At 37.9% G+C, this 13,027-nt stretch carries 16 protein-coding genes; 3 read left to right on the forward strand and 13 right to left on the reverse strand.

Annotated features, from left to right (window positions below):
• The first annotated feature begins 49 nt into the window (after positions 1-49).
• The 3 genes from FK220_RS19645 (at position 50) to FK220_RS19655 (ending at position 2,930) form a co-directional block, all read left to right on the forward strand.
• Positions 50-1,216 carry an aldose epimerase family protein gene (locus FK220_RS19645; protein ID WP_152576070.1) on the forward strand — a complete coding sequence of 389 codons (1,167 nt, stop codon included), beginning with the start codon at positions 50-52 and terminating at the stop codon, positions 1,214-1,216.
• A gap of 296 nt (positions 1,217-1,512) precedes the next feature.
• Positions 1,513-1,917, forward strand: a complete 405-nt coding sequence (locus FK220_RS19650) for a tellurite resistance TerB family protein (protein ID WP_152576071.1) — start codon at positions 1,513-1,515, stop codon at positions 1,915-1,917.
• Between the two features lie 122 nt (positions 1,918-2,039).
• On the forward strand, positions 2,040-2,930 hold the full coding sequence (locus FK220_RS19655) for a universal stress protein (protein ID WP_152576072.1): 891 nt from the start codon (positions 2,040-2,042) through the stop codon (positions 2,928-2,930).
• A gap of 142 nt (positions 2,931-3,072) precedes the next feature.
• Here FK220_RS19655 and FK220_RS19660 read toward each other — a convergent pair whose 3' ends face one another.
• From FK220_RS19660 to FK220_RS19720, 13 genes are all read right to left on the reverse strand, one after another.
• Entirely contained in the window at positions 3,073-3,996 is a 924-nt protein-coding gene (locus FK220_RS19660) for an SRPBCC family protein (RefSeq protein WP_152576073.1), read from the reverse strand.
• Positions 3,997-4,164: 168 nt separating this feature from the next.
• The gene (locus FK220_RS19665; RefSeq protein ID WP_152576074.1) at positions 4,165-4,866 is read right to left on the reverse strand and encodes a suppressor of fused domain protein; all 702 of its coding nucleotides are present in this window, start codon (positions 4,864-4,866) and stop codon (positions 4,165-4,167) included.
• A gap of 153 nt (positions 4,867-5,019) precedes the next feature.
• On the reverse strand, positions 5,020-6,690 hold the full coding sequence (locus FK220_RS19670) for a serine hydrolase (protein WP_166205016.1): 1,671 nt from the start codon (positions 6,688-6,690) through the stop codon (positions 5,020-5,022).
• Between the two features lie 147 nt (positions 6,691-6,837).
• The gene (locus FK220_RS19675) at positions 6,838-7,323 is read right to left on the reverse strand and encodes a toxin-antitoxin system YwqK family antitoxin (RefSeq protein WP_166205018.1); all 486 of its coding nucleotides are present in this window, start codon (positions 7,321-7,323) and stop codon (positions 6,838-6,840) included.
• A 458-nt stretch (positions 7,324-7,781) separates the two neighbouring features.
• Positions 7,782-8,330 (reverse strand): DUF3575 domain-containing protein, encoded by a 549-nt coding sequence (locus tag FK220_RS19680; protein WP_152576077.1) that lies wholly within the window; start codon positions 8,328-8,330, stop codon positions 7,782-7,784.
• Positions 8,331-8,354: 24 nt separating this feature from the next.
• Positions 8,355-8,765, reverse strand: a complete 411-nt coding sequence (locus FK220_RS19685; protein WP_152576078.1) for a hypothetical protein — start codon at positions 8,763-8,765, stop codon at positions 8,355-8,357.
• Between the two features lie 199 nt (positions 8,766-8,964).
• Positions 8,965-10,077, reverse strand: a complete 1,113-nt coding sequence (locus tag FK220_RS19690; RefSeq protein ID WP_152576079.1) for a helix-turn-helix domain-containing protein — start codon at positions 10,075-10,077, stop codon at positions 8,965-8,967.
• 70 nt (positions 10,078-10,147) lie between these two features.
• Positions 10,148-10,612: a hypothetical protein gene (locus FK220_RS19695; RefSeq protein WP_152576080.1), complete on the reverse strand. Its 465-nt coding sequence runs from the start codon at positions 10,610-10,612 to the stop codon at positions 10,148-10,150.
• Between the two features lie 160 nt (positions 10,613-10,772).
• A complete protein-coding gene (locus FK220_RS19700; RefSeq protein ID WP_152576081.1) occupies positions 10,773-11,060 on the reverse strand; it encodes a type II toxin-antitoxin system RelE/ParE family toxin in 288 nt (95 codons plus the stop codon).
• Positions 11,053-11,292, reverse strand: a complete 240-nt coding sequence (locus tag FK220_RS19705) for a ribbon-helix-helix domain-containing protein (protein ID WP_152576082.1) — start codon at positions 11,290-11,292, stop codon at positions 11,053-11,055. Before FK220_RS19705 ends, FK220_RS19700 begins: the two co-directional genes overlap by 8 nt.
• 188 nt (positions 11,293-11,480) lie before the next feature.
• Positions 11,481-11,771, reverse strand: a complete 291-nt coding sequence (locus FK220_RS19710) for a helix-turn-helix domain-containing protein (RefSeq protein ID WP_152576088.1) — start codon at positions 11,769-11,771, stop codon at positions 11,481-11,483.
• A 1-nt stretch (position 11,772) separates the two neighbouring features.
• Positions 11,773-12,117, reverse strand: coding sequence for a type II toxin-antitoxin system RelE/ParE family toxin (locus tag FK220_RS19715; RefSeq protein ID WP_152576083.1), 345 nt, complete (start codon positions 12,115-12,117; stop codon positions 11,773-11,775).
• Between the two features lie 257 nt (positions 12,118-12,374).
• On the reverse strand, positions 12,375-13,027 hold a 653-nt coding region (locus FK220_RS19720; RefSeq protein ID WP_238719126.1), incomplete at its 5' end, for a hypothetical protein.

Below are 13,027 nucleotides of genomic sequence, written 5' to 3' on the forward strand. Positions count from 1 at the left end.
ATGAGGTACGACTCTCCAAAAGGGAAATTAATTGTATGAAACACCAAAAATGAGCTTCTTGAATCTTGGTAATTTAGTCGTCTTCTTTATCACCTTCGCCCCGGGTGCCATGTGTGGTCAAGAAACGAAGGCGGAAGTCACCAAATCGAATGCAAGCATTACCATTTCAAAAAGTGATTATGGTACAACACCGGAAGGTGAGAACGTAGAGCAGTATACCCTTACCAACACCACGGGAATGACCGTAAAAATAATTACCTACGGTGGTAGGATTACTTATTTGGCCGTTCCCGATAGAAATGGAAATTTTGCGAATGTGGTATTGAACCTTGATTCCCTTGGGCAATATCTGGAGGGCAACCCCTTTTTTGGCGCACTGGTAGGGCGTTATGGGAACCGTATCGCCAATGCCAAATTTTTGTTGGACGGTAAAGAATATCGACTTGCGGCCAATAATGGCAAGAACAGTCTGCATGGTGGCTATAAGGGATATGACAAAGTGGTTTGGACGGCAGCTGCATCTATCGGAAAGGATCAAGCGGTACTTAAACTCACGTATCTAAGTAAGGATATGGAAGAGGGTTTTCCTGGGAATTTAGATATCACGGTTACCTATGCCCTTGACAACGAAAATACCTTGACCGTACAGTACGAGGCTACGACCGACAAAAAAACGATTGTAAATCTGACCCAGCATTCTTATTTCAATTTATCCGGTGACTTTTCAACGACCATATTGGACCATGAACTACAATTAAACGCAGGTAGCTACCTTCCTGTAGACGAAACCCTGATTCCTACCGGCGAATTGGCAAAGGTCGAGGGTACGCCCTTCGACTTTACCACCGCTAAAACAATAGGCCGGGATATCGACAAAGATGACAATCAATTAAAAAATGGTTTGGGATATGACCATTGCTGGGTACTTGATAATCAAGGGGATGGTATACGGGAAGTAGCGACCTTGTTCGATCCGAAAAGTGGAAGAGTCCTGAAGGTGGGCACTACCGAACCTGGACTACAGTTTTACAGCGGTAACTTTTTGGATGGCACGCTGCCAAGGCCGAACGGGGGTACTTACGTGAAAAGAAGCGGCCTCTGTTTGGAGACGCAACATTATCCGGATTCTCCCAATCAGACCGATTTCCCATCGGTAATTCTAAATCCAGGTGGAAAATATAAAACTACGACCACCTTTAGGTTCTCGACCAAATGATTCGAATTCGGTAGCGCACTGGTTACCCTTTAAAGAAACATTATTATGGGGTGCCTAAGGGCCAAGTCCGCTGCGCTATTGATTGTGAAGATAGCTTCCAGGTTTAAAAAGGAAGAATGATATTCAATGATGGAACCTTACTTTCCCCATTATTACCGGGACCAATTGCCCTCCATGAGAAACGGAAATCCAATTTATCGAGAAACGTAGTGATAGGTTTTATCAACTGACCAATGTCATTGCACCTTTCTTGCATTAGCGATAGCTTAAGGGTTTCATAAACAAACTCAAAAACCATGTCCATAGCAGATAGATATGATTCCGGGGAACATCAAAGTAATATCGCCCACTTTGCGGCCATCGTAAAATTGGCGAATGTCGATGGTATTATAAATACTGAGGAAGAGGTAATTTTAAAACGTTTGGCCTTTAAGCTTGATGTTTCGGACGAAACGGTGAAGGATATCTTGAAGAATCCTGGGAAATTCCCATTGATTCCACCCTACTCCTTGGAGGAGCGAATCGAAAGACTTCAAGATCTTTGCAGCATTATTCTTGCGGACCATGAAATCGAGGAGGAAGAACGAACATTAATTTACAAATACGCCATTGGTCTTGGATTCTCGAATGGCAGGGCCAAAGAAGAGATTCAGAAATGCATCAATGTATTGAAAGGCAATGAAAAACGTGGGAACCGATAGGGTCTTTCGCTCACCTAAAACACTTCCGACTCTTTTTTTGAGATAACATTGGTATAAATGACTATTGTCATTTCCATCAATTTTTCGGCGACGTACCTTTGTACTGCTTAAAATGGTATGCCATGAAAAAAATAGTATACGCCACCGATTGTACCAAAAGATCCGCTCCCGCATTGCGTTATGCCTATCGCTTAAGTAGGTCGATGCAGGCCGAATTACATGTTCTACATGTTTATGAACTGCCGCCCATTACGGTTTCTACCATACGACCGCAGGAGCAATTGAGAAAATGGGAAAATCAAGAACAGAAAGAGATAGTTGCCAACTATTGTACCACCCATCTTAAAAATGAATTGTACGTCGACCCTGTGAAGGTAGAGGTGGTCGAGAGTAGTTTTGTCGCAAAAAGTATTATAGCCGCCTGTGAACGTCTGGATGCGGATTTGGTAATCGTCGGTATGAAAGATGATTACACCCTACGTGGAATATTTGCGGGAAACATTGCCAACGAGCTCTTGGATAAGCTATATGTTCCCCTATTGGTACTCCCTAACAATAGTTATTACCACGGACTTTCCACCTTGGTCTATGCCACTGATTTTGAGGATGCCGATGTAGAGGCGATCCGTAGTTTGGTAAGCATTGCGGAACCCTATCGGGCATTGATCAAAGTGGTGCATGTGCCTTTAAAGAAAGAATCCGATGCGAGCGTACGGATGGAATGGTTCGAAAAGGAGGTTCGGCGAAAAATTTCCTATCCAGAATTGGTTTTTGGCCTAGTGCACGCCGATGACGTGGAATCGGGATTGCAAGGAAGTATCCAGAAAGAACATGCGGATATGTTGGTGATGATGGAGCGGGAGCACCCAAGTTTATTTGATAAATTATTCCACAAAGACTTGGTACGTAGCATGCAGACAGCGGTATCCGTTCCATTATTGGTTTTCAATCAACAACGTATCCGGTTACGAATGGCAGAACAAGAAGACGTATCCTACTCCTTTGCATTTTAGGGTAGTTCCTTTGAAAAGGAAGGCAAATTCTTCCAAGTACGAATAGCGGACAAGTTTTCATTTTTGTGAAATACCAATAATGCATGGATTTTCCGCAGGAAAATCCTCGGCAACTAATTGTAGGTATTGTTGTAAAACGTGTTTATTCCGATTCGAGTTTTATATGATTTAAAACTCTTTCATGGATACGGTGTACAATAAAGTTAGACCAACCTTTCCAGTATATTTCAGGATAAATGTCCACTTTGTACCAAGTCGTTCCTTCCAGTTCCGTTTTATTTTCAGATAATTTTTTCAATTTGAACTGACCTTTATAGGATTTGAAATATCCGTCTAAATGTGGTGGATGAACTTCCCAAAATGGGTTTAATTCATTCATTGGAATTGGTTGTTCTTTGACATCGAATTGTAGTAAATTCGGCTCGCTCCAAGTAGTAATGGGTTCTATAAAACTACCAGTTGTAAAATTACAATATCTAACTGCTCCCACACCATGCCCAACAATTGTTGCATCTGTTGGATATGAAATCCCGGTTTTAAAAATCCAGTCCGTGGGCTCGCTGATTTTGTCGAACGCTACTACATTTTTCCAAACCTCTTCGATGGGCGCGGTCACGATTATTTTGGTCCTTACGGGGATTAAGTCCTTTGGAACGTTGAAATGGTCAAAGCTCGAAAAACTAATTGATAGAAGCACCAGAATTATAGCGGTATTCGTAGGGTTCATAAAATTTGAGTTAGAACTTTTATAGCCCAAATAAGAGCCTAGCCAAACTGCCAGGGCAAGAAGCGGACTAGCCATCAAAAGACAAATGAGTCCCTCGATTGCAAAAACTACGAGAGCAAGACAGGCCAGTGCCAATGCTATAAAACTTAATTTATACGCGGTACTTTTGGTTATCTTGACTTTTCTGCCAGAAATGTATGGTGGTAGAAACCCAATGACTAAGGGGATGAACAGAAAAACGCTCCAACCGTAATCTCCCAGATAGTTTATTGAAATAAATCCCAAGATTTGGACCAATACGAGGGTTGCTAAAACGGAAATAAGTTGGATGTGGTTCAAAATGTTCAATTAAATGTTTTATAATAGCTCGGCTATAATTGCGTGGCGGAAAACCTCCGCAGGACTTTTCCGCAGTAGCCCTAAGCTAGCGAATCAGGCTGGATTTTCCATTTGGAAAATCCGACCGCAATGAGCTATACACAATGTTAGGCACTGGCTTTTTGTTTTTTAATTTCCAATAATTTTATTCCAAAAAGACTTCTTTGGGACTAAGTTCTTTCTGTTCGGATCCAAAACTTCTTTTCCGTTTGCCTTTACCAATAAATCCAATAGCTTGTTATATCCATTTTCTATTTTGTATTCCAGTTCATTTTTATAAAGGGGAAGCACATTGTAAATATTTATTTTTCTGCCATCTTTCTTGATTTCCGTAAAATCCTTGTCAAAAGTCACAGATGGGAGGATTAAAGCACCAACAAAATCCGTTTCCTTGCTATACGGTGTCATATCTTCCGTTGCTTGAATTGTATGTCCAATTCCAATCCACGTATTGTAAAAGTGAGGAAATTTGGCTGCCTGTTTTAGAATTGTGATAATCCAATCATTTTTGTTTTTACCAGAATAGACTTGGTCAAATTCAATTTCCTTTGGAATCAACATCATTAATTCGGCAAACTCGAGTTCCGTTACATTTTCAACTTGTTCTGAAACGTTCATTTTTAAAGTGCTCATTCCAGAAGTCAGAAGAATGTTGAATTGAGTATTTGCTGGTTTAATGAAGCAAATATCAAGATGTAAATCCAATGTTGGTATTTCATGAAAAACGGATATTAGATTTTCATCGAAAAACTTGTCCAAATGTCCCTCAATCCATTCGGCGTGTTCGTAATAGTGTTTTCTGTCCGAGAATGGATTATGGTATTCTGCCATTGGTATTTAGCTTGTGCCTAACGGTCTCGTGTATGGGCAGTAGCGGATTTCAAGCCAATAAACTGTTAGATATCACCGACCTTGATCCATGTTTTTACGTTTCATATACAGACTTAAACTGCTAGTGCTTATACACACTGTTGCCAGCAGTTTTTATTGCTCTATTTGCTTGGTGAACGCTACAGGTTTTGACTGCAAATTAATCATCAATGAGGAAATTTCTCCGCGATTGTTTGTTTTAAAACTTATTGCAAATTCAGGATTCATTACCTGAGAAATTTCTGTTTTTGGTATCATTACAAATATATTGAAATATAGATGTTCCAAAAAGAACTGATACTTTGGATAAAGGGCATATAAATTCCCATCTTTAAGTTTAATTTCAATCGTTCCATACCCGTAGTTTTCGTATTTGCCTATAAATGATGAAAGGTTGTGTGTCGGTTTCTTTTCCGGGTTTAGTTCTGTATTCGTTTCACTTGGAACATAGATATCAGTTACATTTACAGGGTAATCACTTACATCGGTTTCATCTAGGTTCAACATCCTGTTTTTTACAACATCTGCGATGATATATGGTAAAATAGAATTGGTTTGATTGCTTAAAACAGTGACACCCAATTTTTCAAAAGGATAAGTTAAAACTAGGCTACTAAAGCCAGAGGTATTACCTCCGTGATAAACCTTATATTTACCACTGCTCGCCTCCATTCGCCATCCAAGGCCATCACCAAACAAAAATGCGTTCTCTTCATTTGCATTGGGTCTTATGTTGTGTATGGTTGTTGCATTTTGCACAAATGTTTTAGGCAAAATTTGTTTTCCGTTAAAATTACCCTCGTTCAACCAAGCTATCATCCAACTTGCCATATCTTTTGAAGAACTTCTGACTGCTCCGGCAGCTTTATAGTTATAATACTCTTCGTAGATAACTTTTTTGATTTCTCCATTTGACAAGCCATACCCAAAAGAAAAATTCTTGTTTTCAGTCATACTCTCTATGTCGGTGTAGGAGTTCAGCATATTTAAGGGATTGAATATTTTCGATTGTAGATTTTCTTCCCATGATCGATCTGTAACTTTTTCTATAATCGTACCGGCAATCGTATATCCCATATTGCTATAAATCCAACTGTCATTCACCAAACCTTCGGGTTGCAGGTATTTCAACTTTTGAACTACCATGTCCGAATTCTCTTCTGGGAACAGTACTAGTGTTCCGTTAAGGTCTCCTAAACCACTTTTGTGAGAGAGTAAATCCTCTATGGTTATCAGATCATTCATTTGAGAGTTGTAAAATTCAAGTTTAGGAACATAAAAACTGGGTCTGTCTTTCAAGGAAATTTTATTCTGAGAATCTAATATTCCAAGTAAAGATGCAGTGAATGCTTTAGAACAAGATGCAATAGGAAAAACTGTATTTTCATTTACGGGTAACTTGTTTTCAAGGTCTCGGTAGCCAAACCCTTTTGAATAAACTATCTGGTTGTCTTTTACAACAGAAATGGACAATCCAACGGCTTTATAGGAATCCATAAGAGTTTCTATCTCTTGTTCAAGACCTTCTAACTTAGTTATGTTTTCTTGTCCACAAACAATATGGATACTAAGAAAAAGCAAAATTGTAAGAATTGGTTTTGTCATTTTCTTTGGGTATTTGGCTTTCTTCAAATTACTGGTAACGGTCTTGTGTATGATTTCGGTGCGTGTTTCAACATCTAAAGTACCAAATACAAACCGAACCTGTGAAGACTTACCCGTTTTGAAGGCTTTAATATGATGCGTTGCGGGTGGCTGGTTGCGAAGCGTTGCTCGTCTTTTCAACCGGTGCGTAGCAAGCAACGTAACGCAAACGTTCATATTTTTATTTACGATTAAATGTAGGAAACAAAGTCCAACTTAACAGAGTAGTAGCTAAACGTTACGTTATAGGTGGTCATGTGCGTCGTTTTTTTAGAAGAACGAATTAAACTATTCCTTAAATCCGTTCTTTAAAAGGATTTCCGAATACCAACTGTAAGATATTTCTCCTCTTTGATAATATTCTTTCACTTCCTCAATACTACCTTTTTCACCATAATCTGAAATAGATTCCAGTTTTCCATTTTTATCAAAGTACTTCCATTGACCTATTTTAACCCTCCAGTCCTTATATTCCCCTTCAGCCTTAAGATTTCCGTTTTCGTAGTATTTTTTTATGGGTCCTTCGACGAGATTATTATTGTAAGATCCGACTTCTTTATAATTCCCATTTTCGTAATAGTTTATCCATTTTCCCTGACCTACCCCGTCAACGTATTCTTGCCTAGACGAATAATTTCCATTGGGATATTTTGCAAATAATATACCTGTAAAAGGTTTGTCATCCCCTTTTACATAATACCTGTATATACCGTTGGTTCTTTTGCCAGAAGCATTAGACATTGAAACTTCCCGTTTCGTCACAGTTTCTGACATTGACATCGATTTTTGGGCATACCCTAAAGTTGTTAAACAGAAAATTAAAGAAAGGATAAGTGTTCTAGTCAAAGAATTCGTAATTGATATCATACTATTGTTTTATATTTTATTGACAATCTCCGGACTTGAATGTTACCTGTAGAAGGCGTTACGAACTTATCTTTCGATTTGTCATTGACCTCTATTCGAACCATGAGTTGTTTTCTTTATCTACACAGCAAAAGGTAGTTTGGATGAGAAAAAAAGAGAAGTCTTATAAATTTCCGAGAATTACACACAATGGTTTTGGCTATGGCAAGGAGGGTGGTAAGGACACCTTTTTGTTTCCGTCTATACTCTTAGAAAAGCTTTTTGTTTTATAATTGTCTTTTTTTAATTGCCAAATCCTTTAAATTATAAACTTTCCGACCTATTTGCTTTAGCCATCTTTGTTGTAAAACGTTTTTCCATTTAGGTTAAAATCGGTAGCCTATACTTAACGCACGACGATTAACACTGTTATGGTCTGTTTTATCGGAATTGAACAAATGCAATCCCAAACCAACCATGACTTCAAAAGTAATTCCACTTTTGGTTGCCCATTTACCTCCAAAACCAAAACCGAGTGAAAAGTCAAGCACATCAGGACCTTCATCTAAAGTTAGATTTCCGTCCATATCGGTCAGCTGTTTTCCATCGGTGGAGCCAAAAGTTCCAAATCCCTCAAGAAAAAACCCTGAAGCATATTTTTTGCCAAAGTATCTCCTATAAAAAGGTGAAATAAGAAAATTTGTGTCCTCATCTCTTTTTTTATTGAAAACATACAAACCGGTAATTCCCACGGAAGATCTTTTGTTTAAATTTCTTTCGTAAGTCGCTTCGAAAGCCCCTAGCGCTGTAAAATAAGCATTAAGCTTTACTTCATTTTTTCTTTCATTCAGTTGGCTGAGGGTATCTTTTTGATTTTGTGCCTTAACAGTAAAAAAAGTAAATGATATTACTATGATTAAAAATCTTCTTTTCATAAAAATACTAGTGCACCAACGCTTTTAAAACTTTATGCCCAACTGAAGATCCAATGGGAATCCAATAGTAAAATCTCCCGTAGCATTATTTTTAAAATCATATTCCGTACCAATCGAAAAATAAGAATTTGACGGTTTTCCAATTTGGTTAAAAAATTCCTCAAGGTTCGGTTCTATTACAGTTCTTGTTTGAAACCCCAAAAAAGTTGACCATTCATTAGAGAGGTGGTATTTTATTCGGACAGGGGTTTCCAAAGTATGAAAACCAAGATTCTCTCGGACCGAAAGACCATTTTGAAGGGTCAATTTATCTGCTAGCGAGATGTTGTGAAATAGACCGATATTGAGGGGATTATCCTTGATTTCAATTGGTGGTTCTTCTTGAGCAGAAGCAATGATTGAGAAAAAGAATAGAAGTATTGTCAAGGTTTTCATTTCGTCAATTTATGACAGATTTATTTTTTATAAATGTTTTGCCACCGGTCACGTGTATTTTTAGTTGAAAATAATTTCCAACGGAAACTGTCCTTACGTCGTAAAAAATTAATTTTAAAGCAGTATTACTTTACCCTCAAACTTAAAGCGAACTATCCAAGAAAAGGTTCTAAAAGCTCAAATGATTACAAAATAGGACTTATTTAAATGATTTCTGATATTGGCTCGGAGTCATTCCAGTAAATTTCTTGAATGCTTTATAAAATGTTGTTTTCGATGTAAAACCAGACTCCAAACCCATAGCCAATAAACTATAATTTTGAAATTCGGAATCCAATGACATTTTCTTTACTGCCTCTATACGATACCGATTTAAATAGTTGGAAAAATTGCTCCCTGTAATTTGGTTTACTATTTGGGATAGATATCCCGGGCTTATCCCTAATTCTTTGGCAACTTGTTCTCGATTCAACCTACTATCGGTATAAATTTTATCTTCCTTAAATAGCAGTTCGAGTTTTGTAAAATACGGATTATCAGAAGTAAGCTTTTCTTTTTCTGGGATGGCAGTTTTGCTAATCCTTGTTGATAATCCATTGAGGATGGCCCGTATTTCTTCTCTATTATCTGATAGCCTGAATTTATAGATGCCCACATAGGTAGTCCAATGAATGAAAAAAGTAACGGCAAGGGCAATGATTTTCATTGTCATTGAAACATCATAAACATAAAAGAAACGGATGAGAATAGCTATTACCCATGAAAAGAAAATCAATGAAACCAAAAGCCATAAAATTGTAACCCATGATTTATCCTTTTCTTGTTTTATGTATTTCAAAAACCGATATGCAGCTACCAAAACAACAGGAAAAAAAAACACGGCCAAAAACAATTCTACATTGTTAAGTAGTTCAAGGATAGGTTGTATTGTATCAGGAATGGTATATAGATCGGCAATGACATCAAAATCTTCAAATAAACCTATAATGGCGGAGAATCCAAAGGGCAGATATAACCAAACTAATACCTTGGAATTTTTAAAAGCGTGTCCTCCTTTGTTTAAGATAAATAGCAATAGAAAGACCGGGACAAGAAATGCCGTTTCCACATCATCAATAAACCGAAGAATCGGGAAATGCTGGAAAGCACCCCAAAGTTCCAAGGCGAGATTTAACAACAAAAGAGAAAGTATAAACATCAAATAAGCCAAATATCTGTTTGCCCTTGTGTTGAAAAAATTTGACCTTAAAATAATCAGGCCAAGAACTATACCCTGAAAAATAGCAATATGAAGTAGTGTTTGGTATATCAAAATAGTTTTTGCGATGTTTTTGATTAAAAGGTTTACAACGGTCTCGTATAGCCTTCAGTTCAAATTGCGGTTACACACTGTTGGTAACGGTTTTATCTTTTTTGAATAATAATGAAATCCAATATGTGAATATTATCGAAATTGCGCCAATTCCAATTCCATAGCTTAATCGCCAAAACCATCTCATTGCATCCTGTCCGCCCTGAAAAGTTTCTTTTTCGGTGAATGAGAATGAAAGATTACCTGCAAGTAAATAGGATATTGGAACCCAAAGAATTCCTAAAACGATAATGATTTTAAGCGATCCGGAGAGAATCCTGTTCAGTTTGGTCGATGGCTTTCTCAACTCTTTTATTCCCCAATAAATCGTTAAGGGTAATGAAATCATTCCAGTCCAAGTTAGTATAGTTCCAAAAGGAATCGTTTCGTCGCTATTCAATGCCGTCGTGAGTAATGAAGAACCAGTAACCAAAAGGAGAATTACACCGATAGTCAAAAACAAAGCGCTATAAAAATAAATCTTTCTTTTATTCATTTTCCAATTGTTGCTAACGGTCTCGGCTATGATTTCGTTGCGGACATTTCCATCGGAAATTGTCCGCCTAACTTTAAAGATAATTGATTAAAGGAAATTCATTTGTTGTATTTCCGACCGCAATTAATTATACACCGTGTTGGCAATTATTTTTTTGTTTTCAGAGTATGTTGTCCAAGTCCTGTCTCCCAATTATTGCCATAATTTCAACAACTTCTCCGTTCATTTTATAGAATATACTGTCCACGCCGTAAACACAGCGACGGTATCCAATTTTTAGATAGTCCACAGATTCGAATGAGTAGGGTCGTTCGGCAATTATCTCGAAGTATTGGAAAAATGCTTCGAAATACTTGTCGGCTTGGGCAAGTCCAAATTTGTTGAATCCGTATTGATGGATTCGTATTAGGTCATTTTTAGCCTCATTGCTGAGTCTGTAATCAGCCATTCAGCATTGCCTTTGACTGTTTTAAAATCTCGTCCTTTCCGTCTTTGGTAAATCCGCTCTTTTCGGCTTTTTCGAGTTTGGCCTTGATCCAATCGATTTGAGCTTGTTGTTTTCTTGCTTGTCGCACAAGGTCATTGACCAGTTCGCTTTTACTGGAATATTCTTGATTGTCCACTTGGGATTTCAACCACTCATCATTAGGCTTTGTAAAAGAGATGCTTTGTCGTGCCATGGCGTGTCAATTTTGGTGTAAAAATACACCAAAAACGAATCAATTACAAATGTTTTTATAACTCTGTAAAGGATGTTTGTATATCGTACCATATTATTGCTAACGGCTTGTGTATGGGGCGTAGCTTGGCTTTTGCGTTGGCCTTTTGCGGCTATGCGCTATACCCATTGTTGTAACACGTACTTTTTTTAGATCTCTATTGAGATTTTCACTTTTCCGCCGAGTCCTTTTTCGACAATGTCGTACAATGTTTTCAAGGTCAAGTTGCTCCCGTTGTTCTCGACACGGGAGATATATGTTCTTTTTTTGTCCACCAGTTCCCCGAGTTGTTCTTGGGTCAGATTTTTTTCTTCCCGTGCCTTTCGTAAAAGAAACCCGATCTTGAAAGACTCGAAGTCCCTTTCCAGTCCGTCCCTGCGTTCGGTCCCCTTTTTTCCGTAAACGGTGTCCTTGATGTCCTTCCAACTTTTAGTGTCCACTTTATTTCTTTTTGTCTTCATAGTATGAATTCATTAGTCCGACCGCTTTGTCGATTTCCTTTTTTGGTGTCTTCTGGGTTTTCTTGGTAAATCCGTTCAAAAGGATTACCAGTTTTCCCTTGTCGAAAAAGCAGAATACCCTCCAAATGTTCGAACCCAGTTTGATTCGCGCCTCGTAAAGTCCTTTCGTTCCGACAATTGCCTTTAGATAAGTCGAGGGAACCCTTTCGTACGTTTCGATTATTTCGATGACCTTGAATATCTTGTCCTGCACTTTTTTCGGCTGCTTAAGCAAGAAGTCTTCAAAATAGTTTTTGTATTGGATTACCTCCCGGACTTTTTCCATTACCCAAAGGTAACTTAAAAGTTACTATTTTCAAAATACTAACGGTGAATTTGGGTAGAATATTGTTGTTGAGCAGTATGTGTTACAACGGCTTCGGCTATGGCAAGTAGGGCAGGTGATAGGCAATTTTCTTTCTGTTTAAACCCTTAGCCAAAGCTTTTGCATTTTGTTTTTACTTTTTAATATATAAAAGCCAAATCAAAAGACTTGGCGGACTTGGCAAACACCCCAATCCTTTAAATTTAGCACTTTATGCCCTATTTGCTATAGGTAATGTTGTGCGTAGTTTTTTCTATCTCTAATTGGCCGTCGTTAAGTCCAACAACTCTGAACTTCTTTTTCAAACGTGGGTTTGGTATTACCAAATCAGGATGTTCTTCTTTAAGCTTTTTCCAAAATTCTACCATGTAGTTTTCAGGATAAAATATTTCCACTAATCCAGAAACTTCATCGTAGCTCCAGGTCCCCTCAAGTGTTTTCCATATACCTGGGCAAATTATTTGACTTGGGGTTATTTCTTGAAATTCACATTTACTGTAGGCTAGAAATCTAATTTTTGAATTCCGAACTGCAAGTTTCGAATCCGATTCTTCACATGATTTGTAAATCCATTTTTGAGGTGGCTGTCCATTTTCATTACTCTCCAAAGTCCAACAACCATATAAATCAAATTCCGTAATAGTCTTGTTTTGTCCGTGCGCAGAATATCCAGCAGCAAGAAAAATCAAGAAAATAAACGCTAATCTTTTCATATTTAACGAAGCATCAAAAATTACTCCAAAATTACGCACAACGGTTCGTGTAAGGATAGTTGCGTGGTTGAGCCACCAACTTAGCAAAAATGGAACGAACCAGAGGAAAATCCGCAGGATTTTCCGAGAAGGCACTGACCAAGCAATTATTTTTACAC

Source organism: Pelagihabitans pacificus, assembly GCF_009371985.2.
GTDB lineage: Bacteria > Bacteroidota > Bacteroidia > Flavobacteriales > Flavobacteriaceae > Pelagihabitans > Pelagihabitans pacificus.